This is a genomic window from Cyclobacterium roseum, assembly GCF_010119225.1.
GTDB classification, from domain to species: domain Bacteria; phylum Bacteroidota; class Bacteroidia; order Cytophagales; family Cyclobacteriaceae; genus Cyclobacterium; species Cyclobacterium roseum.
The window spans coordinates 272,818-294,507 of sequence record NZ_WNKF01000003.1 but is presented as its reverse complement, the minus strand read 5'-3'; the positions used below and the strand labels follow the sequence as shown (position 1 = coordinate 294,507).

22 protein-coding genes are annotated in these 21,690 nt (G+C 45.3%); 6 read left to right on the top strand and 16 right to left on the bottom strand.

What is annotated here, in order from left to right:
- Position 1: 1 nt before the first annotated feature.
- The gene (gene gpmI, locus GJQ68_RS06265; protein WP_162416446.1) at positions 2-1,528 is read right to left on the bottom strand and encodes a 2,3-bisphosphoglycerate-independent phosphoglycerate mutase; all 1,527 of its coding nucleotides are present in this window, start codon (positions 1,526-1,528) and stop codon (positions 2-4) included.
- Between the two features lie 254 nt (positions 1,529-1,782).
- Between gpmI and GJQ68_RS06260 the strand changes: the two genes are divergently transcribed.
- Positions 1,783-2,184 carry a DUF4783 domain-containing protein gene (locus tag GJQ68_RS06260; RefSeq protein ID WP_162416445.1) on the top strand — a complete coding sequence of 134 codons (402 nt, stop codon included), beginning with the start codon at positions 1,783-1,785 and terminating at the stop codon, positions 2,182-2,184.
- Between the two features lie 45 nt (positions 2,185-2,229).
- Positions 2,230-3,108 carry a carboxylating nicotinate-nucleotide diphosphorylase gene (gene nadC / locus GJQ68_RS06255; protein ID WP_162416444.1) on the top strand — a complete coding sequence of 293 codons (879 nt, stop codon included), beginning with the start codon at positions 2,230-2,232 and terminating at the stop codon, positions 3,106-3,108.
- Here the strand turns inward: nadC and GJQ68_RS06250 are convergent.
- The 6 genes from GJQ68_RS06250 to GJQ68_RS06225 all read right to left on the bottom strand — a co-directional run bounded on the left by GJQ68_RS06250 (position 3,065) and on the right by GJQ68_RS06225 (position 9,539).
- Positions 3,065-4,876 (bottom strand): ABC transporter ATP-binding protein, encoded by a 1,812-nt coding sequence (locus tag GJQ68_RS06250; protein ID WP_162416443.1) that lies wholly within the window; start codon positions 4,874-4,876, stop codon positions 3,065-3,067. The genes nadC and GJQ68_RS06250 overlap by 44 nt on opposite strands.
- A 29-nt stretch (positions 4,877-4,905) precedes the next feature.
- Positions 4,906-5,247, bottom strand: coding sequence for a DUF6787 family protein (locus GJQ68_RS06245; RefSeq protein ID WP_162416442.1), 342 nt, complete (start codon positions 5,245-5,247; stop codon positions 4,906-4,908).
- A complete protein-coding gene (locus tag GJQ68_RS06240) occupies positions 5,248-6,573 on the bottom strand; it encodes an aspartate kinase (RefSeq protein WP_162416441.1) in 1,326 nt (441 codons plus the stop codon).
- 43 nt (positions 6,574-6,616) lie between these two features.
- A complete protein-coding gene (gene ribH / locus GJQ68_RS06235) occupies positions 6,617-7,093 on the bottom strand; it encodes a 6,7-dimethyl-8-ribityllumazine synthase (RefSeq protein ID WP_162416440.1) in 477 nt (158 codons plus the stop codon).
- Between the two features lie 77 nt (positions 7,094-7,170).
- Positions 7,171-7,890, bottom strand: a complete 720-nt coding sequence (locus tag GJQ68_RS06230) for a tetratricopeptide repeat protein (protein WP_162416439.1) — start codon at positions 7,888-7,890, stop codon at positions 7,171-7,173.
- A gap of 239 nt (positions 7,891-8,129) precedes the next feature.
- A complete protein-coding gene (locus GJQ68_RS06225; protein ID WP_162416438.1) occupies positions 8,130-9,539 on the bottom strand; it encodes an alkaline phosphatase PhoX in 1,410 nt (469 codons plus the stop codon).
- A gap of 557 nt (positions 9,540-10,096) precedes the next feature.
- Between GJQ68_RS06225 and GJQ68_RS06220 the strand changes: the two genes are divergently transcribed.
- Both GJQ68_RS06220 and GJQ68_RS06215 read left to right on the top strand, forming a co-directional pair.
- Entirely contained in the window at positions 10,097-10,381 is a 285-nt protein-coding gene (locus GJQ68_RS06220) for a hypothetical protein (RefSeq protein ID WP_162416437.1), read from the top strand.
- Positions 10,382-10,451: 70 nt separating this feature from the next.
- Positions 10,452-10,718 (top strand): hypothetical protein, encoded by a 267-nt coding sequence (locus GJQ68_RS06215; protein WP_162416436.1) that lies wholly within the window; start codon positions 10,452-10,454, stop codon positions 10,716-10,718.
- A gap of 351 nt (positions 10,719-11,069) precedes the next feature.
- Here the strand turns inward: GJQ68_RS06215 and GJQ68_RS06210 are convergent, their stop codons facing one another.
- Complete coding sequence (locus GJQ68_RS06210; RefSeq protein ID WP_162416435.1) at positions 11,070-11,909, bottom strand: endonuclease/exonuclease/phosphatase family protein; 840 nt, start codon at positions 11,907-11,909, stop codon at positions 11,070-11,072.
- Between the two features lie 402 nt (positions 11,910-12,311).
- On the opposite strand from GJQ68_RS06210, the gene GJQ68_RS06205 reads away from it, so the two are divergent.
- The gene (locus tag GJQ68_RS06205) at positions 12,312-13,418 is read left to right on the top strand and encodes an ion transporter (RefSeq protein ID WP_162416434.1); all 1,107 of its coding nucleotides are present in this window, start codon (positions 12,312-12,314) and stop codon (positions 13,416-13,418) included.
- 68 nt (positions 13,419-13,486) lie between these two features.
- A complete protein-coding gene (locus tag GJQ68_RS06200) occupies positions 13,487-14,428 on the top strand; it encodes an SGNH/GDSL hydrolase family protein (protein ID WP_162416433.1) in 942 nt (313 codons plus the stop codon).
- Here the strand turns inward: GJQ68_RS06200 and selD are convergent.
- The 8 genes from selD to atpB all read right to left on the bottom strand — a co-directional run bounded on the left by selD (position 14,421) and on the right by atpB (position 21,675).
- On the bottom strand, positions 14,421-15,455 hold the full coding sequence (gene selD / locus GJQ68_RS06195) for a selenide, water dikinase SelD (protein WP_162416432.1): 1,035 nt from the start codon (positions 15,453-15,455) through the stop codon (positions 14,421-14,423). The two genes, GJQ68_RS06200 and selD, sit on opposite strands and share 8 nt — an antisense overlap.
- A gap of 10 nt (positions 15,456-15,465) precedes the next feature.
- On the bottom strand, positions 15,466-16,479 hold the full coding sequence (gene mnmH / locus GJQ68_RS06190) for a tRNA 2-selenouridine(34) synthase MnmH (RefSeq protein ID WP_162416431.1): 1,014 nt from the start codon (positions 16,477-16,479) through the stop codon (positions 15,466-15,468).
- 198 nt (positions 16,480-16,677) lie between these two features.
- Positions 16,678-17,550: an ATP synthase F1 subunit gamma gene (gene atpG / locus GJQ68_RS06185; protein WP_162416430.1), complete on the bottom strand. Its 873-nt coding sequence runs from the start codon at positions 17,548-17,550 to the stop codon at positions 16,678-16,680.
- Positions 17,551-17,588: 38 nt separating this feature from the next.
- The gene (gene atpA / locus GJQ68_RS06180; protein WP_162416429.1) at positions 17,589-19,169 is read right to left on the bottom strand and encodes a F0F1 ATP synthase subunit alpha; all 1,581 of its coding nucleotides are present in this window, start codon (positions 19,167-19,169) and stop codon (positions 17,589-17,591) included.
- 34 nt (positions 19,170-19,203) lie between these two features.
- Positions 19,204-19,764 (bottom strand): ATP synthase F1 subunit delta, encoded by a 561-nt coding sequence (atpH, locus tag GJQ68_RS06175; RefSeq protein WP_162416428.1) that lies wholly within the window; start codon positions 19,762-19,764, stop codon positions 19,204-19,206.
- 10 nt (positions 19,765-19,774) lie between these two features.
- Complete coding sequence (locus GJQ68_RS06170) at positions 19,775-20,269, bottom strand: F0F1 ATP synthase subunit B (RefSeq protein ID WP_162416427.1); 495 nt, start codon at positions 20,267-20,269, stop codon at positions 19,775-19,777.
- An 82-nt stretch (positions 20,270-20,351) separates the two neighbouring features.
- Positions 20,352-20,609: an ATP synthase F0 subunit C gene (atpE, locus tag GJQ68_RS06165; RefSeq protein WP_010854327.1), complete on the bottom strand. Its 258-nt coding sequence runs from the start codon at positions 20,607-20,609 to the stop codon at positions 20,352-20,354.
- A gap of 43 nt (positions 20,610-20,652) precedes the next feature.
- Positions 20,653-21,675, bottom strand: a complete 1,023-nt coding sequence (gene atpB / locus GJQ68_RS06160) for a F0F1 ATP synthase subunit A (protein WP_162416426.1) — start codon at positions 21,673-21,675, stop codon at positions 20,653-20,655.
- Between the last annotated feature and the right edge of the window lie 15 nt (positions 21,676-21,690).

Genomic DNA, 21,690 nt, shown 5'->3' with positions numbered 1-21,690 from the left:
ATTAGCTTTTCAGTAGGATATTACCGGTCATTTCTGCCGGCTTTTCCAGCCCGATCAATTTAAGGATAGTCGGAGCCAAATCCCCCAGCTTACCATCATTCACTTCCAGCCGATCGTTTTTATCTACCATGATACATGGAACGAGGTTGGTTGTATGGGCGGTATTGGGTGTGCCATCCGGGTTGATCATGCAATCACTATTGCCATGGTCGGCGATAACAATTACGGTATAATCGTTTTCAAGTGCTGTTTCAATAACCGAAGAAGCACACTCATCCACTGCCTCACAAGCCTTCACTGCCGCTTCAAACACCCCTGTATGTCCTACCATGTCGGCGTTGGCAAAGTTGAGACAGATAAAATCTGCTTCTTTCCTGGGCAATTCCTGATTGATCTTTTTTGCAATTTCATTTGCCGACATTTCAGGTTGCAAATCATAAGTCGCTACTTTCGGTGAATTGCATAAAATGCGACTTTCCCCTTCGAAAACCTTTTCCCTTCCGCCTGAAAAGAAAAATGTCACATGGGGGTATTTTTCAGTCTCCGCTATTCGGATCTGCTTTTTACCATTCCTTTCCAATACCTCGCCAAGGGTATTACTCAAATTATCTTTCTGAAAAACAACCGGTACTCCTGTGAAATTTTCATCGTAGAGGGTAAGGGTTATGTAATTCAGGGTAAGTTTTTTCATATTGTAGTCTGGAAAATCCTTTCGCGTAAGCACCTCGGTTATTTCCCTTCCCCGATCCGTTCTGAAATTAAAGCAAATCACCGTATCCCCCTCCTCTATGGGAGCCAGCGGTTTTCCTTCCTCATCCACCTGAATGATGGGGCGGATAAATTCGTCCGTAACGCCATTGCTGTATGACTTCCGAATAGCAGATAACATGTCCTTGGATTTTTCTCCTTCTCCAAGTACCATGGCGTCGTAGGCTAATTTCACGCGTTCCCAGCGCTTGTCCCTATCCATTGCATAATATCTGCCGACGATGGAAGCTATTTTTCCCACCGATCCTTCGCAATGATTTTTTAATTCTTCCAAAAATCCCAACCCACTTTTAGGGTCGGTATCCCTGCCATCCGTAAATGCATGAATGAAAACATCCTCCAATCCATTTGCTTTGGCTGCGTCACAAAGGCCCTTTAGATGATTGATATGTGCATGAACTCCTCCGTCAGAAACCAGGCCTATTAGGTGTACTTTTTTGCCGGAAGCTTTTGCCTCAGCAAAGGCCGCTTTCAAGACAGGGTCCGTTTTCAATGCCCCCTCTTCTACGGCTTTATTGATTTTAACCAAATCCTGATACACAACCCGGCCCGCTCCGATGTTCATATGACCTACTTCTGAGTTTCCCATTTGTCCTTCAGGGAGGCCTACTGCCAATCCCGAAGCATCCAGTCTGGAATGGGGATACTTTTCATACAAACTGTCGATAAAAGGAGTCTTGGCTTTATCTATCGCAGAAACTTCCGGGTTCGGGGCTAATCCCCACCCATCCAGGATCATTAATAAAACTTTTTTATTCATGACTTTTCTAATTGGTTACAATCAAACAAAAATACCGGCGAATTCCAGGATTACAAATCCTTTCGCACCACGCTAAAGTTTAACATACCAGGGTATGCTCATTGCCCCGCAAATATAAGAGAATTAAGCATAGCGGTCAGCAAATAACCCAATAATCTACCCCGTCACATTACTAGTCCCCTCCCAGGTAAAAAAGGTCCGTATTAATAAAACAGGAACTCTTTTTTGGCCTGAAATTTGTAAAAACTGAAACCATGTTACGTTTAATCCCCAAACTCTTTGTAGCGGGCCTATTTTGGTGTTGCCTTTTCTCCTTTGTCCAAGCTCAGGAGGAAGGAAAGGCACTAGCCGTTGCACTGCAGGAAGGCTCCAGTCAGGAAATCGTCAACTACCTGGATGACAGAGTCGAAATCAGTTTTAATAACGACAAACGTGATTTTTCAAAAAGTCAGGCGCAAATCGTACTAAGGGATTTTTTCAAAAATAACCCTTCCAAAGGATTTCAGCTACAGCAGGAAGGCAAATCCAGTGCCAACCTCTCTTATCTGATCGGTACCTATCAGTCTGCCGAAGGTGATTTTCGCCTTTTGATCCGCGGTAAAAAGAAGGATGGCCAGCCATTTCTTATTTACAGCATGGATTTTATCCGACATTAAATTTTAGCTGTCCGGTTACAAAATATTTCGTAATTTTAGAGCAATATGCAGGAATACGTAACGGAAGATCGGCTAACTAATTTTATAGCGTCCGCCCTATTGGAAGATGTGGGAGACGGGGATCATTCCACCCTGGCCGCCGTCCCCTCCGAGCAGCTGGGCAAAGCGCAGCTCCTTATTAAGGAAAGTGGAATCATTGCCGGGCTGTCTCTGGCGGAAAAAATTTTTAACTACCATGATCCGGAGCTTCATGTGGACTTGCTACTGGAAGACGGTAATCGGGTGCAACCCGGTGAAATTGGCCTTCGAGTATCGGGAAGAGCAGCTTCTATCCTGACTACCGAACGATTGGTCCTGAACTGCATGCAGCGCATGAGCGGCATTGCCACCAAAACGAAACAGATGAATGAATTGATTAGCCATACCCGAGCCAAGCTGTTGGATACCAGGAAAACCACTCCTAACTTCCGTATGCTGGAAAAATGGGCAGTTGCCATCGGAGGAGGAAAGAATCACCGCTTTGCACTGTATGACATGATCATGCTTAAAGATAACCACATCGATTTTGCAGGAGGCATCGCTCAAGCCATTAAAGCTACCAAGCAGTACCTGGAAAAGAAACAGCTGGATTTGAAAATTGAAATCGAAACCCGCAGTCTGGATGAGGTAAGGGAAGTATTGACAACGGGAGGCGTTGACATCATCATGCTGGACAACATGGCTCCTAAAATAATGAAAGAAGCGGTGGCCCTTATTGGAGACCGCTATCAAACAGAAGCTTCCGGAGGCATAGACGAGCAGACCATCATCCCTGTAGCCGAATCGGGCGTAGACTACATCTCTGTCGGTGCTCTGACGCACCAGGTGAAAAGCCTGGATATTAGTCTGAAGGCTTTGCGATATCATCCACAAACTGCAAGTTAACCAGATGGGCATAATGTCCGCCCTGTTTGGCTGAGAGCTCCTCATGGTTTCCTTGTTCGATAATTTTACCGGCCTTCAATACGTATATCCGGTCTACTTTCCGAATAGTAGCCAGCCTATGCGCAATAATGATCGTCGTTCTTCCCTGCATCAATTGATCCAAGGCTTCCTGCACCAGTGCTTCCGAGGCTGCATCCAGAGAAGAAGTGGCTTCGTCCAAAATCAGTATGGCCGGATCCTTGAGTATGGCCCGGGCGATGGCAATTCGCTGACGCTGCCCGCCAGACAATTTGATCCCCCGTTCTCCTACCAGCGTGTCCAATCCTTCTGGAAACCGTTCGATAAATTCCCAGGCATTCGCTTGCCGGGCAGCCTCGACTACCTCCTGTTCACTGGCGCCGGGTCGGGCATACAGAATGTTTTCCCGGATGGAGCCGCCGAAAAGCAATACTTCCTGCGGTACAATGCCAATGTTTTTTCGCAAGCGCTGAGGGTCCCATTGACCGATGGATTCCCCGTCTACTAAAATGGCACCCTGGCCGACATTGTAAAATTTAAGCAGCAATTGGATTACCGTAGATTTACCGGCACCACTATGTCCTGCCAGTGCCACCTTTTCTCCCGGTGCGATGGAAAAGTTCAGGCCGTCCAAAACCCGGAACTCCGGACGCGTCGGGTAGTGAAAAACCACATCTTCAAATGATATTGCCCCTGAAACCCGCTTTTCTTCACTTGTAGGCAACTCTGGTTCGGCTTCTTCTTCCAGGATTTCCAGCACCCTTTCAGATGAGCCGATGGCTTTCTGTACCTGCCCGTAAATATCTCCCAGTCCGGCTATGGATCCGCCAATAAAAGTGGTGTACAGTACAAAGGAAACCAAATCGCCGATGCTCATTTCGCCTGCACTTACCAACGTGGCTCCATACCAGATTACGGCAACAATTCCGCCAAATAAAGCGAATATGATAAAGGAAATAAACGCTCCCCGAAATCCGGCTGCCTTCAGGGCAATGGTAACCACTCGCTCCAGCCGGTTTCGATACCGGTTGGATTCATAGGCCTCTCCCGTAAACGACTTGACCGTGATGATTGATTGAAGTGTCTCTTCCACCACCACATTAGCAGCAGCCAGTTCGTCCTGTGTGGTTTTGGAAAGCTTTCGAATGAACCTGCCAAACACCATGGCTATGATAACCAAAACCGGGATCGTGGCCAGCATAAATAAGGTAAGTCTCGGAGTGGTGTAAAAAAGAAATCCAATACCAACGATCAGGGTGATCAATTGGCGCAGTAACTCGGCCAGGGTGATGGAAAACGTATCCTGCAGCATGCTCACATCTGAGGTGATCCTGCTGATTAATTCTCCCGTGCGCCGTTGGTCAAAGAATGTCATGGGAAGTCTGACCAACCGGTCGTAAAGGGCCACCCGAATGTCCCGCATGGACCGCTCACTCACCTGTGCAAAAAGCCAAACGCGGAAAAATGAAAAAACGCTTTGCACTAGCAATATAGCAAGCAAGATATAAGCAATTCCATTGATGTCGTTGATGATCCAGTCTTTTCCTGAAGCAGCGTCAATGAGTTTTCCCGCCACAAAAGGAAACGTAAGGAGCATCAAACTGGAAAAGAAAAGAAATAACATTCCCAGGATAAAAGATCCTTTATAGGGAAGTGCAAACCTGAAAATACCAGATAGCTTATCCAGGTTCTTCTTATTTAATCTTCTTTTTTCGCTTTCGTCTAAGGGTAAACCTCGTTGTTTGGCCATCTATATGATTTGTTCAAAACCTATACTATTTAATTTTTCCTTCCGGTAAAAAGCCTTCCCATCCGGCGGATAAACTGCTTTTCTTTTTCCCAAAAAAAGGAAAACTGTCCGAAAATAAAACCATATACCAACAGAAATACCTGATATAAAGGGAGTACCAGCAGTAAATACAATAAGGTCTTAAAAAAACCACCCTCCTGTGTATCTACCCCCAGGAAATCGAAAATGGGCTTTTTGACGATTAGAATCGTAAATCCCGTACAAGCAAAAACGACCAATACAAGTATGACCTGCCACAAACTTCTAAGTTTCCACTTGGATTTCAACCGTTCCAGGAAATTGCCGGATTTTTCGTCTGTGCTACCTTGCATTTATTCTAAATCAAAGAGACCCTGATTCAAACGTTTCAACGCCAGTTCTTTATGTTTTCCGTCTATCAGGATAGAAACGTTATGCCTACTACCCCCATATGAAACCATACGTAGTGGAAACTGTTCCAAGCTACCCATGATTTTGTTGAGTACCCCAGGTTCCTCCATGATGGTATTTCCAACAATGCAAATGATGGATAAGTGGTGATCTACCTCCACTTTACCCAATTTTTGCAACTCTGCGGTAATTTCTTTCAAATGCGTCACATCATCCAGCGTCAGGGAAATAGCCACCTCCGAGGTAGTGATCATGTCAATGGAGGTGCGGTATTTTTCGAAAATTTCGAACACCTTCCTTAAAAACCCATAAGCCAGAAGCATTCTGCTGGACTTGATTTTGAGCGCGGTGATCCCATCCTTTCCTGCGATGGCTTTTACGCCTACGGTACCTTCTCCGGCTCCCGTAATGGTCGTACCCGCAGCTTCGGGAGCCATGGTATTTAGCAATTTCACCGGCACGTTGTGCAATTGTGCCGGCCAAATAGAAGCTGGGTGTAAGATTTTTGCGCCAAAATAAGCCAGTTCCGCCGCTTCATCGAAGGATAAGTGCGCAATGGGTCTGGTTTGTTCTACGATTCGGGGGTCGTTATTGTGCATACCGTCGATGTCGGTCCATATCTCCACAACGGAGGCAGAAACGGCTGCGCCAATCAGGGAGGCAGAATAATCACTGCCACCTCGTTTCAGGTTATCCACCTCGTTTCGATGGTTTTTACATATGTAACCCTGGGTAATGAAAATACTATCCTCCGGGTACCTGGCCATTATGGCCTCCAGTCGCTCTCTTATCCGTGATAATTCCGGCTCGTCGTTTTCATCGATACTCATAAATTCCAGGGCAGGCAGGAATACCGCGGGAATTTCCAATTCCTGTAGCAAGGTGTAAAACAATTTGGTAGACAACAGCTCGCCCTGGGCCAGGATGTCCTTGTTTATTGCTTCATTAAAGGAAATTTTCAGGATAATGTTCAAAAACTCAAAATGCTCCTTGATGATTTGAACCGCTTTGGATCTACTCGCTTTGGTTGTCAGCAGTTCCATGTAGAAATTAGTATAATGCTCCTGAAGGGCCTCTATTTTCTGCCTGGCCTTATCTTTTTTACCCTCCGCCAGTGCTTCTCCTATGCCTACCAGGGCATTGGTTGTGCCTGACAGGGCAGACAATACCACGATCTTTTTTTCATCATCAGCAATGATCAGGTCTTTAACCTGGTGCATTCTTTCCGGTCTTCCTACGGAAGTACCGCCAAATTTCATGATTTTCATGCGAATTGCAGATTAGTAAATAAGTGATTACAGGAAAATCCCATTAAAAGCCCAGCATCTTTATTGCCGTGATGGCGGCTTCATCTCCTTTGTTGCCATGTTTTCCTCCGGCCCGATCCAGCGCTTGTTGCTGGGTATCGGGGGTCAATACCCCGAAAATTACCGGTTTGTCAAAATTCAGCCCTACCTGTGTGATCCCCTGAGCAACGGCATTGCAAATAAACTCAAAATGACGCGTTTCACCCTGAATCACACAGCCCAGGCAAATAACGGCATCAATGCCTTCCTGGCGGGCCATCCATTGCGCCCCCAATGGCAATTCAAAAGATCCGGGAACATTTTTCCGGAAAATATTTTCCCGTTTGGCACCATAGCGCAATAGTGTTTCCAAAGCACCACTGTAAAGGGACTCGGTGATTTCATCGTTCCATTCCGATACCAGCAAGCCAAATTTTTTACTGCTAATGTCCTGAATATTACTATCGGAATGTTGACTGAGATTTTTTAAGGTTGAAGCCATTGGACCTGCGTTTTTTTCATAAAAAAAGAGTAAAACCTCCCTGGCCTTACTCTTTCTTGTTATGGATTATATCCGTATCAATTAGAAGCGAGACCTTCCAGCCTTGCCTTATGTTTACGTGCTTCGGTGTATTCATAAGCATCACTGTAATTCGATTCAATCTCTCCATAGGTATCGATTGCGGCCTGCAAATTTCCAGCCTCTTCGTAAGCAATGGCTAATTTGAATAAATATTTTGGCGTAAAAAACTTATTTTCCTTATAGTTGGCAGCGTTCTTATATTGCCGAATTGCTTCCTGGGTATTTCCTAATTCCAGGTAAGCGTCTCCAGTCAGAGAATACGCCTGGGCCTGCACCAGAAAATCATCCGAGGAAAATTCCTCCAAGTGATCAACGGCTGATTGGTATTCCCCTTCGGAGAGATAAATAGACCCGACATAAAAGTGAGCCATATTCGAAGCGTCTGTCCCTCCATATTGGTCAATGATATCCAAAAATCCAAGTTGAACCCCATCCCCATTCAGGGCAAAATCCACACTATCCTGCTCGTAATAATACACGGCCTGGAACATCTCCCCCTGGGCTTTCTCGTTTTGATTCGCCTTGTGGATCTGGTAACCAACGATTCCTGCGATGATAAGGATCATTAAACCAATAATGCCCCCAACCAATCTGGTATTTTCTTTTAGAAACACTTCCCCTCTTCCAAGACGCGTTGCGATTGCTTCTGGATTTTCAAGAAGCTCGTTGGATGTATCAGGTGCTGCTTTTCCCTTTCTGGTCTTTTGCTTCGCCATCATTTTAAATTTTGAGTGGCAAATATAGATGATGTTTTAATGAATAACAAAAGTAATGTGCAATGTGGCCCAAAAAAGGAATTACCGGGGCTAACCCGACAGAAAATCAGCGCCTTCCTGCCAATCTTTCCAAACTAAAAAGCAGGGTTTCTACTGATCAGACCAATAATGCGCACCTTAATAGGCAAAGCCGAAGTCCAACTACCCCGGCTTTGCTATTTCTTGGCTCCTTTGAAAACTTAACTTTTCCAGGGACCGGTGATGGCCAGCGTGATTCCCGGCCCTTGAATATTCACAAAATAGGTCTTACCTGATGGAGAAAATACCCCTCCTGCAAGTTCCGAGGCGTAGCCCACATTTTCTGCCAGGTGATACAACTCGCCCTCCGGCGTAACCCCTACCAAAAAGGGGTGCTTGTGGTCTTCGCATAGAATCACATCGCCCCAGGGGGCAACCGCCAGGTTATCACAGTTTTTCAGGATTTCCCGATCGTTGGGTTCTGCAAAGAGACTGAGCTCACCCGGAGCATTCTTTTCTTCCGGTTTGCCTTCATATAGGCTGGGAGTATACCGAAACACCTGTCCGGCACCAATTTTCCCTCCATTGGTACAGGCAAAGTATACTTCCTTATCGCCCCACCAGATACCTTCGCCTCTGGCAAAAACGGCTGCGCCCTTATCAAATCCCTGAAAACGAAGATCGTCCTCCGGAGATTCCACGTTTTCGATATCTACCCAGGTGACCTGATGCCCTTCCATTAGCTTAAATTCAGGACCTTCACTATCTTTCCAATTACGCGTGTCCCGGCTCTTTTCACCTAAAATAGCCAGGGCTTGAAGCTTACCGCCCTTGTGCAATTCCCCCGGGCTGTTGGGGATGTACCGGTAAAAAATCCCATCGCCCCGATCTTCGGTCAGGTAAACCACTCCCGAAGCCGGATCGACTGCTACCGCCTCGTGATTGAACCGGCCCATGGCTTTAATGGGCTTGGGTACTGCGCGGAGTACTTCTTCACTTGCAGGTACCTCAAATACGTATCCGTGATCCCTCTCCAGGCGATCATCGTAATCCCCTTTTTTCGATGTGTTTTCTTCACAGGTCAGCCAGGAACCCCAGGGAGTAATCCCCCCGGCGCAATTTCGTATGGTGCCAGCCAGGCTCAAGTATTGGTGCTCCAACACTCCTGTGTTTTCGTTATACACAAAGGTGGTCGTGCCGCCCAAAGAAGGCAAAATGCCCTTTCCGAAATCATAAAAATCGGTCGACGAAAGGCTGCCCACCAATTCATTATTAGGCCCAAATCCGGAATGCTCCAGGGAATCCGGGCTGATTTCATGGTTCCGGACAACGATGGTTTTGCCATTTTTCCCCTGAAAAGCACCCATTCCATCGGCGAGACCAGGCAAATACAGGCCGTCAGACATTTTGTCTCCCTTTTTGCTGAGGATTTTATAGGTAAACCCCTCCGGTAAATTCAGAATTCCTGCGGGATCCTTTTTTAACGGACCATATCCTAAAGGAGCCCTGGAGGAAGAGGCAGCGAGGGAGGTGCCGGGATTCATAAATTGGTAAAGGCCCATAAAACCAAGGGTGGCCATACCGGAAGCCTTTATGAATTTTCTTCGGGAATCTTTTGCTGATTGTTTCATATAAATTGAGGATTGTTACTTTTATGCTATAGTTGTACTACTTCCATGTTCCCAATCATACCCTTTGCCAAGGTGAAAATCCGGTAACTGATTGGAAGTTTATTTAAATTAACGAATTATTCCTAGCTAAATGTGCTAAACGGATGTTATGAAACCATGAAGCCTTCGCGGCATGCCTCATTTTTCTTTAAATCCATGTCATTCCAGCATTCGCTTCCAAAGAAAAGTCCCTTCATGGAGTAATAAATGATTGTCTGAGTCAGATTGTCGAAAAAAATTTTGATTTTTTTTTGAAATAAAAAACAGCCAAAATCGGCCAAAAAAGCGCAAAATCGCATATTTACTTTTTTAGACAACAAAAAAATGCATTTTAAATTACCAAAATTGTTTTTTGTTTTAAAAACTTTTTCTACCTTAGCATCATCAAACAGCAACAAAGTCACAAAGCAGGAGCGCACAGACTAACAGCTAAACGTTTTGCCTCCTTGTTTTGAAAACCAGGTAACAGCGGGTAGTCTTTGTAAAAACTTTATTCTTTCATATAAATAAACAGCGTCATGTTAAAGTACACTTACGAAACAGCAGAGAGGGAATTAAAAACCTGGGTAGATCCTGAGAACGGTTCCCTAAACATCCAAATCGGAAATGAAACCGTAAACATCCCTCATCAAATTGGAGCGGAGATGATCGGTGTGATTCGACAAAAACAAACCATCTTTCAGGAAGTAGAACGCAAGAAAAACAGTTCCTGGAGCAGGTTCATGGAATCTTTGTCCGGTCAGAAAGTCGATCAAGGCAGCAGGTACCATGCATTAAAAGACCAAAAGTACAAAGCAGCGTAAACAGCCGTTGCCTAGAAGACTCAGGTCCCTAATTTCTTTTTTATTTATTTTTACCTAAACAAACAGCAAAATGTTAAAGTACACCTTTGAAACCAATACCCAGGAGCTAAAAACATGGGTAGATCCAAACAACGGCAATCTCAATATTCAAATTGGGGATGAAATCGTAAACATTCCTCACGAGGTAGGAATGGAACTAGTGGCCGTAATCCGACAAAAACAAGTGATGTACCGGGAGGTAGACCGCAAACGTCTTAGTTCCTGGAGTAAATTCATGGAGATGATTTCCGGAGAAGACAAAAATAATATTTGGAGCTCGTCCATATCGGATAATTAATACAAGAATACACAATATTGCCCTTTCTGATTGGGAAGAACAGCGTGATTGAGGGGGAGAAATGAGCAGTGAAGAGGAATGCAGAAGGGACTTGTTTTTTTACTTATTTTTAAAATGGAGAATGGGTGGAGCGAATGATTTTTTAGTCAGGGAACAGAAGTGGAGGTGTGTGATCCGGACAGGGTTAGGAGGAACCCCAATCCGGGTAGCTGAAATTTTCTGAACGCGATCCTGAAAAAGTATTTTTTTAGCCAAAGCAAAACAGGCAGTTTCCGATTGGAGACTGCCTGTTTTGCGTTATAGAATAAATGGCTGGTATACCACGCACCATTCCAGAAACAGTCGTTTTACCTACCAGGAGATAACGGCCATTACCGGAAAATGATCCGATGGGTATCTTCCATGATAGGTATCGGTCAAAACACCGAATTTCTTCACGGATATCTCATCACTGACAAAAATGTGGTCGATGATTCTCTCGGTACTGCTACTGGTATCAAAACTATTGGTGGTACCGTTGTTGGCGTATACCAGGTCGGCTGCATCAAAGGTATCTTTCATCCCAGGAGCAGATTTAAGCAATTTATAGGCATCTGTTTCTTGTCCCACGTTAAAATCTCCCGTCAATAGTACGGGCAAATCACCGGTATTAATTTCTTCGATCTTTTCCAGAATTAATTGAGCCGACTCGTTTCTAGCTTGCACTCCCCTGTGATCAAAATGCGTATTGAACACATAGAAGGTTTCGCCGCCTACTGATTTCTCCATTTTTGCCCAGGTACAGATTCTGGGTAGCGCGGCATCCCAGCCTTTATTGGGGTAATCTGTTTCAGGAGCCAGCCAGAAAGTTCCTGACGCAAGCACCTTGAATTTTTCTTTGTTATAAAAGATGGCCGAATATTCACCTTTTTCTTTGCCATCATCCCTTCCTACCCCCAGGTAGTCGTGTGCTGGCAGCATGTTTGCTAAATCCAGGACCTGGTGATGCAAGCCTTCCTGAATGCCGAAAATATCAAAGCCATGGAAACGAATCAGATTCCCCACCACCGCTTTTCGGTTATCCCAGGTATTTGGGGCATCGCCGGGATTGTCGTACCGAATATTGAAGGTGGCGACGGTCATCGGTTCCGTTTGGGCTATAGACCAGTGGCTCCACAGCAATACGGTCAGGCAGCATAGTATTTTTTTCATCGTATTAGGGTTTGTTATTATAGTAAAGCACTTTCATTCCGGAAATTTAAAAAAAAAGCCCCGAATTTCTTCGGGGCAATTCCTGGTTTCTGCCAATCGACAGTTAACCGTTTTTCTTTTTCTCTGACTGCTTTTGCTTTTTATCCGCTCTTTTTTCCATCATGCTCTTTGCAGGCTTCTTTTTATCCGTTTTCTTTTCTCCTTTGTCCTTGCTCATGGCGATTGAATTTTATGAAAATATAGTCAGATTTTTTGATATTACCTATGGTTTCCGGTGTATTTATTTCTAGAAGTTTTACCTCATTACACCTCATGGGCTAATTTCATTCTGGCTTAGGAGATTGACGAGCCTGTTTTGGCCAATGAAACCCAGACCTTATCTTTGGGGTTCAATCAGCAGTTATGAACCAAAAGCAAAAAGACAGGAAAGCTTCCCTGCTTGCAGCCATTGACCGCTGTGAAAACCCCTACATCCTGGCCCGGATTGAAGCCCTGCTAAAACGGGACACCTTACTTCAGCCAATCGGAGAATTATCCAAAAACTACCCCTCTCTCCTTCAGATCCATTCCAAACGGGACCTCTCCGTCCAAACCCATTTGAACAGTAAAAAACAGTCAACGTTGCTCCATTACCAGGAACTAACTGCGGCTCCCTTGTTTTTTACCAGCCTGCTGATGTTGCTGATTACGGCAGCCATCCTTAATAATTTTTCCATAGGAGAAGAAGGAATTCAGTTGAACCCGTTTTTAAGCAAATTGGCAATCGTCTATTCCGTCGGCTGGTTACTGTATCTATTGGATTTTTTGATAATCATTTTTCTCTCCCTGCAATCGGACACCAGAATTGCCCTAAATGCCTTTATTCCCAAGGTTTTGAGCCTCTTATTCCCTCCTTTAGGCTTGGGACTGAGGCATTTGGTGGAACCGCAAAAAACTTGGTTGCCCCTTTACCATTGGTCTCTTTGCAATGAAGGGCTTTTGAACCGCCTGAAGCAGCAATTTTCCATTCCCATGATTATCATCGCCCTTTTGATTCTACCCGTGGTGATTATCGAATGGCAATTCTATGAAGAGGTGGAGGCTTTTCTAAACACAGATCTCTCCTTTGTTTTGGACATGGTCCAGGGATTTATCTGGCTTGCCTTTGCGTTGGAGTTTATTCTACTTATTTCCATCACCCCAGATAGACTAACCTATGTCAAAAAAAATTGGATCGACTTACTGATTATTCTTTTGCCGTTTATCTCCTTTGTTCGAACCCTGCGAATTTTCAAAGTAGCCCGGCTTACTCATTTGGTAAGGGGATACAAACTCAGGGCTTTATTGATGAAAGCCCGGCAAGGATTTATTTTCGCTAGCTTTTTTTATCGCTTGCTAGCCATTAAACCAGGTTTCCAAGTAAAAAAGCTGAAAAAGAAACTGGACCAAAACCAGGCAGAACGGGAAATCATCGAAGAGGATCTGGCCAAATTTGCTGCCTGGATTCAACAAAAAAAGCGTGATCTTTGATTTCCTCCTGAATATCCCCTGCATTTTAGATATATTCAGGCTTTCTATCCACCAAAAAACTATGCTCCATGATCGCCAGAGCCTTTCTTTGTTTCGCCTGTTATTTCCTTATTTTTCCTGTCCTTGCCCAGGGCAGCTATTCCCTTCCCAAGGATTCTAAAAAAATACTATTTCTCGGAAACAGCATCAGCTATGCCGGTCAGTACCTGACCTATGTAGAAACCTATTTGAGACTTATCCATCCGGAAAGAAACTGGGAATTCATCAACCTGGGCTTACCCAGTGAGACGGTTTCCGGTTTATCGGAAGCGGGCCATGCCGACGGCAGGTTTCCCAGGCCAGATTTACATGAAAGATTAGATCGCGTATTGAAGGCTGTTGAGCCGGATTTTATTTTTTCCTGCTACGGCATTAATGATGGCATTTACCTGCCTTTTGACGAGTCAAGATTTAGTGCCTACAAAAAAGGGCAGCAAAAACTTCAACAGAAAGCCGATTCCCTGGGGATTCCTCTTATTCACCTGACACCTCCTGTCTATGACCGGCCTCAAGATCCTGCCTATGCCTCCGTACTTGCGGTGTACGCCTCCTGGATGGTCAGCCAGCGGTATGCCCAAGCATGGAAAGTGATTGACCTGCATTGGCCCATGCGGAAGTTTCTGGAGGATGAAAGGGAAACCAACCCTGATTTTGCACTGACATCGGACGGAGTTCACCCGGGCGAGCAGGGGCACTGGCTCATGGCAAGGAGTTTACTAAAAGGAATCGGCGAGTCCCAATATCTCGAAGCGGATCTTCCGAAAGCGGTATTTGACAGGATTCCTCTTGGTACGGAATTGCTGCCACTGGTACGTGAAAAGCAAGAGGTAATCCGGGATGCCTGGCTGAGCTATACCGGCCATGAACGACCAGGCCTGAGAGAGGGGTTGCCCATGGATCAGGCCCTTTTCAGAAAGGAGGAGCTTATGAAGTCCATCTCCAAACTTCTTTCAAGGAACAAGCTTAGGTAATTTCAATTAAAAAATCAGATTTACCGATGATCTCCCCAAAAGATTGCAATTCCAATCCTTCCTTTTTCATTTTTTCTTCAAAGTCTTTCTGATGATCCTTGCCGACAGCCATCAATAAGCCTCCGCTAGTCTGTGGATCGGCTAGGATTAATTTATTTACGGAATTTTTTATCCTGATCGCATGTCCATAGCTCTCCCAATTCCGGTGCGTACCTCCCGGGATACAGTCTAGTTCGATGTACTGGTCCACGAAGTCAAAACAGGGTATCTGTCCCCCGTAAAGCCTGGCTGACACCCCCGAACCATGGCACATTTCACTCAGGTGTCCCCCCAATCCAAACCCGGTTACATCGGTCATGGCATGTACCTCCTCCCAGGCGGCTACTTTGGCACCGATGCTGTTTAGTGTTAGCATGGATTTCTTGGCTAGAATCAGGTCTTCCTTCTTTGCCAATCCCTTTTTCTCGGCAGTGGTAACCATCCCCACCCCTAATGGTTTGGTCAAATAAAGCCGATCGCCTACTTTAGCTCCATTATTTCTTTTTACCTGATTGGTAGCCATTTTGCCTGTCACTGCCAGACCAAAAATCGGCTCCGGCGCATCTATGCTGTGCCCTCCGGCCAAAGGAATACCGGCGGAATGGCAAACGGACCTGCCGCCCTCCAGCACTTTACTGGCTACGGAGGCTGGTAACTTGGCGATGGGCCATCCCAAAATAGCGATGGCCATGATGGGCTCAGCTCCCATGGCATAGATATCACTGAGGGCATTAGTGGCAGCTATCGCCCCAAAATCAAAGGGATCATCCACAATCGGCATAAAAAAATCGGTCGTACTAACCACAGCCGTTTTTCCGTCCAGGTCAAAAACAGCCGCGTCATCACTTTCCTCATTGCCTACCAAAAGATTTGGGAAAACCCTGGCAGATGGATTTTCCTGATGCAGCATCTCCGCTAACACTGCGGGCGAAATTTTACAACCACATCCTGCCCCATGGCTGTATTGGGTTAATTTTATCGGTTCCATTTGCTTCCGTTTACTGCCTGTAATGAATTAATTTTGTTGCCGTTTCTTCCATGTTTTCAGCGTTTACATGAAAAGGGCCTAACACCAAGTCTTGTTTCCTTTGGATGCCCTTACTGTAAGCCCGATCGTAGTAATTCAGAATAATTTCTGCCGCCTTAGCCAGATCTCCCGTTTCCACGGAATGAATGGCTTGGTTTGCCAGCACTGTTCCAAGTTTTTTGGCTATGCCCTGAATGGCCTGGATCAATTTCTCCTTCGGGATTTGTCCGTATTCTTGGAGTAAAACGGCTATCCGCTGCTTCCAGGGAAGGAGGACAAGGTAATGAGGGGATTCCTGCATGGCACGATACAATCCTTCCACCAAATGCACTTTACCGATCGAAAAGGACTCATCTTCCAACCAAATCGGTCGAAGGGGATTCATTGAAAAAAATTCCGCAAATAAGTTATTTTGAAACTGTTCGGTAGAAGGTTGCCCGGTGCTTACCTGGTTGCCGAAGCTGGAACCCGGATGGTTGGCCAGCCCTTCCAAATCCACCACCTGCTCCTCCATTTCACGGAGCTTTTTCAGCAAGGCTGTTTTCATAGAACCAGTACTTCCTGCAATTACCCGTAAAGGAAGCGGATTCTTAAAATAATCCAACAAGGCATTTCGATAGGCTTTGTACCCCCCCTTAAAGATCCAAACATCAAAGCCATAAAGCTCTAAAAGCCAGGCCATGCTATGCGATCGCATCCCTCCTCTCCAGCAGTGAATCAGTACGTTTTGGGAATGAAGTGCCTCCACCTGCTCAATGAAACCAGCCATTTTGGGCCCGGCAATCGTCAAACCTACTTTGATCGCCGCCTTTTGGCCTTGCTGCTTGTAAAGGGTACCGATTATTTTTCGTTCCGAATTGTCAAACAATGGTAAATTAATGGCACCCGGAATATGGCCACAAGCAAATTCAGCCGGGGAGCGGGTATCCACCACAGGATATTCGCGTGAACGCTTCAAAAATTCGCCTGCTTCTACTTCTTTCATGGATTTCAAAACTACCTACGCAACGGAACCCAGAGAAAACTGGTAACCTATGCCCGCAACAATACCTGTCAACGGATAGTTAAGGCATTCTCAATATAGGCAAAATCCTCTTGAAACTGCTTGAGAAGCGTGATTCTGATCCAAAAAAAAAACCGATTGCGTAGTCCAATCGGTTTTCTTTTTCGAATTTTTGCCCTATTAATTTCCTTCCAGCGCATTGGCTCCAGCCACAATTTCGAGAATTTCATTGGTAATGGCTGCCTGACGCGTACGATTGTAAACCAGTTTCAATTCTTTAAGCAGTTCAGCGGCATTGTCGGTAGCCTTACTCATAGCCGTCATCCTGGCACCGTGTTCAGAGGCGTTACTATCCAAAATCGCCTTATAAAACTGAATTTTCAATGAATTCGGAACCAGTTCCTCAATGATATACTCCCGGGATGGCTCCACCAGGTATTCCTGGCTTGGCTTGTTGTCCCCTTCTTCCTGCTCAATTTTGCTAATCGGTAAAAACTGTTCTTTAATTACCGCCTGGGTGGCTACATTCTTAAATTCATTGTAGACCAAAAGTACTTTATCAAACTTTCCGGCTACAAAGGAATCCATTACAAATTCGGCTGCTTCTTTTACCGGTTCAAAGGAAACATCTTCAAACAACCTGGCATAATCCGTATGAGTGGAAAAATCTTTTTTCTTGAAGAAATCCAGGGCCTTTTTCCCTACCGGCATCACGGTAACCTGTTTGTCCGCATGTTCCTCCGTAAGAGACATGGTGGCTTTCAGGATATTGGAATTAAAGGCACCACATAATCCTTTATCAGAGGTGATGGGAACAATTAGAAGCTTGGATACAGGACGCTCTTCTGCATAAACGATATCGGTACCTCCTTCGGTCCCGGAGGTAATATTATTTAAGATGGAAGTCAATTTTTGGGAATAAGGTCTCATCTGGACAATTTTGTCCTGAGCTCTTCTCAACTTGGCTGCCGCCACCATTTTCATGGCCTTGGTAATTTGCTGAGTAGAGCTTACCGAATTGATCCTTTCCTTTACTTCTTTAAGATTGGCCATAACCGTTTATATCCTTCTATGTATCAGAATTCCTAAAATTACTTGGCAGCGTATTTTGGCGCAATTTCATCAACTGCCTTTTTCAGGAGTGTGCCCATGGTCTCCATATCCGCCTTGTTGATGGCCGTGAGTACTTCAGGATACTGCGCCTTAATGATGTTATAGAAATCTTTTTCAAACGCTTTTACACTTTCTACCGGTATGTTATCCAGTAAGCCTTTTGTAGAAGCGAAAATGATGGCTACCTGAAATTCTACCTTGACGGGTGAATATTGTCCCTGTTTCAAGATTTCCTGATTTCTTCTTCCCCGCTCAATCGTCCTTTTGGTCGTTGGGTCAAGATCGGACCCAAATTTAGAGAAGGCCTCTAATTCCCTAAACTGTGCCTGATCCAGTTTAAGCGTTCCAGCTACCTTTTTCATGGCTTTAATTTGGGCGTTTCCTCCTACCCGAGATACCGAAATACCCACGTTGATAGCAGGACGGATACCGGAGTTAAAAAGGTTGGTCTCCAGGAATATCTGTCCATCGGTAATGGAAATCACGTTTGTAGGAATGTAAGCAGAAACGTCCCCCGCCTGGGTTTCAATAATGGGCAGGGCGGTCAAGGATCCGCCACCCTTCACCAAGGGTACCAGAGAAGGCGGCAAGTCATTCATTTGACTGGCAATTTCATCCGATGCGTTTATTTTCGCCGCTCTTTCCAACAATCTGGAGTGTAGGTAAAAAACGTCACCTGGATAAGCTTCTCTTCCCGGAGGTCTTCTTAACAACAGGGATACTTCCCGGTAAGCCACCGCTTGTTTGGAAAGATCATCATACACTACCAGGGCGGGCTTACCTGTATCTCTGAAAAACTCCCCTATGGCAGCACCGGTAAAGGGCGCAAAGAATTGCATGGGAGCAGGATCAGCAGCTGAAGCACTCACGATAACCGTATAGGGTAACGCTCCTCCTTTTTCAAGGGAGGCCACCACATTCGCAACCGTAGAGGCCTTCTGACCAATCGCTACGTAGATACAAAATACCGGCTCTCCTTTATCGTAAAATTCTCTTTGATTCAGAATGGTATCAATGGCCACTGCGGTCTTACCTGTTTGCCGGTCACCAATGATCAATTCCCGTTGCCCTCTTCCGATAGGAATCATGGCATCAATGGATTTAATCCCTGTTTGAAGTGGCTCGTTTACAGGCTGACGGTAAATAACACCTGGGGCTTTTCGCTCCAGTGGCATTTCATAAAGCTCACCTTCCAAGGGGCCTTTTCCGTCTATTGGCGTTCCGAGGGTGTCTACCACCCTACCCAACATGCCTTCTCCTGCCTTGATAGAAGCAATTCTCTTGGTTCTTTTAACGGTGTCTCCTTCACGAACGGACTTCGCGTCGCCAAAAAGTACGGCTCCAACATTGTCCTCTTCCAGGTTAAGCACCATGGCCTTCAACCCATTCTCAAATTCGATCAGTTCCCCTGCCTGGGCTTTGGAAAGTCCGTAAATTCGGGCTACCCCGTCACCAACTTGGAGCACGGTCCCAACTTCTTCCAATTCCGCTTGGGTTCTGGCACCAGAAAGCTGTTCTTTCAAAATTGCCGAAACTTCATCAGGTCTTACATCTGCCATTATTATATAGGATTAGTATTGATTACTGCTAATTTTAATATTTCTTTTCGTAAAGGTTTTGGGTAAAACCTAATCGTAGTTGTTGCAACTTGCTTTTTATGGATTCGTCAAGTTGCCTGTCTTCTATTCTTAATATAAAGCCTCCGATTACATTCGGATTGATTTTCTCAATCAACTCCACCTTATCCTTACCGGAAACTTCTTTGACGATATCTTTGAAGGCCTGCCGCAATGCCTCATCCAACTGAATGGTGGCCACCACCTCCGCCGGTTGGATACCCAAATGCTCGTTATACAAGCGGTGAAACCCCTGGGCCATATCCGGAAGTAAGCCTTCTCTCCCCTTTTTACTCACCAATTCAAAAAACTTCATGGAAAGCGGCGTTACAGATTTTCCAAAAAGTGCCCGAATCAAAACCAACTTCTGGTCGGAAGTGATGACCGGACTTTTAATAGCATCCACGAAATCAGGACTTTGCCCCGCCATATCGAGGACACCATTCATATCCTGGTGTACCTTTTCCAATAGGTCACCCTCCACTGCCAGTTCCAACAATGATTTTGCGTATCGTGAAGCTACTCTGTATGCTGACATTGTGGGGAGATTAATTTAGTTTTATGTCTTTAACGAATTCCTCGACCAACTTCTTCTGAGCCGGCTCACTGGAAAGGTTTTGCCTCATTAGTTTTTCAGCTATCAACAGAGACATCTCAGCCACCTGAATCTTTACGTCCATCAAGGCCGCCTGCTTTTCCGTTTCGATAACCGCCTTGGCCTCTTCAATCATTTTGGCACCGGCACTGGCTGCTTCACCTTTTGCATCCTCCATTAACTTCGCGGCATATTCGTTGGCTCCCTTCAGGATTTCATCCCGTTCTATCCGTGCCTCTTGAAGCAGTTTTTCATTCTCAGCGACCAGGTTGGCCATTTCCATTTTAGCCTTTTCCGCTTCGTTAAGAGAGGCCTCAATCGCCCCATCGCGCTCTTCTAATGCGGCCAGTATGGGTTTCCAGGCAAACTTTGCCAGCAGGAAAAACAAGATGGCAAAACCTACCGTTTGCCAGATAATCAAACCTAAATCGGGGCTAATCAGATCCATGGTGTCTATTCGTTAAGCTTGTAATGGGATTTGTTCAATTTTAAAATAGGGGACCGGCCTATCGCCGGCCCCCATTTTTTTACTAGAAAGTTAAGTTGCCATTAAGTGCAATCAGCAGACAAACTACCACTGCAAACAAGGAAACCACTTCAATAAGAGCAGCAATGATCAACATCGCAGTCTGGATTTTTCCAGCAGCCTCTGGCTGTCGTGCGATGCCTTCCATGGCTTGCCCACCGATTCTACCAATACCCAGACCTGCGCCTATCGCTACAATTCCGGCACCGATACCCGCACCCATAAGTGCAAAACCGGCAGTCAATAATAAAGAAGTCAACATACTCGTTTTTTATTTAAATTAAATTGAACAAAGAAATTTCGATTTAATGATCATGCCCATGTTCCGCCACGGCCGCACCAATGTACATGGCAGAAAACAAGGTGAAAACATAGGCCTGAATGGTCGCCACTAATAATTCAATGACATTGATAAATACCACCATTAGGGTAGAGGCCACTCCAACCGCATAGGATTCAAATACAAAGATCAACCCTATAAAGCTCAGGATAACAATGTGTCCTGCCGTAATCGCTACAAACAACCTGACCGTTAGCGCAAATGGTTTGGTAAACAAACCAATTATTTCTACCGGTACGATAATTAGCAATAAGGGAATCGGCACCCCCGGAGTCGCCACCACGTGCTTCCAATAAGCCTTGTTTCCGTTGAAGTTTGTAACGAAGAAGGTGATCATTGCCAATGTTACGGTGACCGCAATATTGCCCGTAAGGTTAGCCGCTCCGGGCAAAAGCCCCAGAAGGTTCCCAATCCAAATAAAAAAGAACAGGGACAACAAATAGGGCGTAAACTTTTTGTATTTGGGTCCGATATTGGGACGGGCAATTTCATCCCGTACGAATACTACAATGGGTTCCACAAAGGATGCGATCCCTTTCGGAGCCCTGTTCGGGTGCTTTTTGTAATGTTTGGATGCTCCAAGCATTAAGTATAGCGTCACCCCTATCACCAAAAATAGCATGGCTACGTTTTTGGTGATACTCACATCGATGAAACTCCTGCTTTCATCAACTGCCTGCAACTTGTCATGTTCATCTATATAATAGCCTTCATGTTCCACACCGAAATGGTGGGTTTCGGAATCTACAAAGGAGGAGGAAGAGAAAAACTCAAATCCTCTGTCTCCGGAATAGACAATGACCGGAAGCGGCAGGGTAATGTGCGTATGACCAAGGGTGGCAAAGTGCCATTCATGGGAGTCCTTGATATGGTGCATGATGAAACTTGTTTTGTCTTCATCCTCACCGGAAGCTGCCATGGAAACAGCGGAAAACGCCAGTAAAACTACTGACAATAAGAAACTTAACCTGATAAATTTGCGGAACATCAAAATATTTTTTAT

Excerpts from the sequence above, each read along its gene's own strand:
- gpmI (WP_162416446.1), bottom strand. The coding sequence starts at position 1,528 with ATGAATAAAAAAGTTTTATTAATGATCCTGGATGGGTGGGGATTAGCC.
- GJQ68_RS06260 (WP_162416445.1), top strand. The coding sequence starts at position 1,783 with ATGTTACGTTTAATCCCCAAACTCTTTGTAGCGGGCCTATTTTGGTGT.
- nadC (WP_162416444.1), top strand. The coding sequence starts at position 2,230 with ATGCAGGAATACGTAACGGAAGATCGGCTAACTAATTTTATAGCGTCC.
- GJQ68_RS06250 (WP_162416443.1), bottom strand. The coding sequence starts at position 4,876 with ATGGCCAAACAACGAGGTTTACCCTTAGACGAAAGCGAAAAAAGAAGA.
- GJQ68_RS06245 (WP_162416442.1), bottom strand. The coding sequence starts at position 5,247 with ATGCAAGGTAGCACAGACGAAAAATCCGGCAATTTCCTGGAACGGTTG.
- GJQ68_RS06240 (WP_162416441.1), bottom strand. The coding sequence starts at position 6,573 with ATGAAAATCATGAAATTTGGCGGTACTTCCGTAGGAAGACCGGAAAGA.
- ribH (WP_162416440.1), bottom strand. The coding sequence starts at position 7,093 with ATGGCTTCAACCTTAAAAAATCTCAGTCAACATTCCGATAGTAATATT.
- GJQ68_RS06230 (WP_162416439.1), bottom strand. The coding sequence starts at position 7,890 with ATGGCGAAGCAAAAGACCAGAAAGGGAAAAGCAGCACCTGATACATCC.
- GJQ68_RS06225 (WP_162416438.1), bottom strand. The coding sequence starts at position 9,539 with ATGAAACAATCAGCAAAAGATTCCCGAAGAAAATTCATAAAGGCTTCC.
- GJQ68_RS06220 (WP_162416437.1), top strand. The coding sequence starts at position 10,097 with ATGTTAAAGTACACTTACGAAACAGCAGAGAGGGAATTAAAAACCTGG.
- GJQ68_RS06215 (WP_162416436.1), top strand. The coding sequence starts at position 10,452 with ATGTTAAAGTACACCTTTGAAACCAATACCCAGGAGCTAAAAACATGG.
- GJQ68_RS06210 (WP_162416435.1), bottom strand. The coding sequence starts at position 11,909 with ATGAAAAAAATACTATGCTGCCTGACCGTATTGCTGTGGAGCCACTGG.
- GJQ68_RS06205 (WP_162416434.1), top strand. The coding sequence starts at position 12,312 with ATGAACCAAAAGCAAAAAGACAGGAAAGCTTCCCTGCTTGCAGCCATT.
- GJQ68_RS06200 (WP_162416433.1), top strand. The coding sequence starts at position 13,487 with ATGATCGCCAGAGCCTTTCTTTGTTTCGCCTGTTATTTCCTTATTTTT.
- selD (WP_162416432.1), bottom strand. The coding sequence starts at position 15,455 with ATGGAACCGATAAAATTAACCCAATACAGCCATGGGGCAGGATGTGGT.
- mnmH (WP_162416431.1), bottom strand. The coding sequence starts at position 16,479 with ATGAAAGAAGTAGAAGCAGGCGAATTTTTGAAGCGTTCACGCGAATAT.
- atpG (WP_162416430.1), bottom strand. The coding sequence starts at position 17,550 with ATGGCCAATCTTAAAGAAGTAAAGGAAAGGATCAATTCGGTAAGCTCT.
- atpA (WP_162416429.1), bottom strand. The coding sequence starts at position 19,169 with ATGGCAGATGTAAGACCTGATGAAGTTTCGGCAATTTTGAAAGAACAG.
- atpH (WP_162416428.1), bottom strand. The coding sequence starts at position 19,764 with ATGTCAGCATACAGAGTAGCTTCACGATACGCAAAATCATTGTTGGAA.
- GJQ68_RS06170 (WP_162416427.1), bottom strand. The coding sequence starts at position 20,269 with ATGGATCTGATTAGCCCCGATTTAGGTTTGATTATCTGGCAAACGGTA.
- atpE (WP_010854327.1), bottom strand. The coding sequence starts at position 20,609 with ATGTTGACTTCTTTATTATTGACTGCCGGTTTTGCACTTATGGGTGCG.
- atpB (WP_162416426.1), bottom strand. The coding sequence starts at position 21,675 with ATGTTCCGCAAATTTATCAGGTTAAGTTTCTTATTGTCAGTAGTTTTA.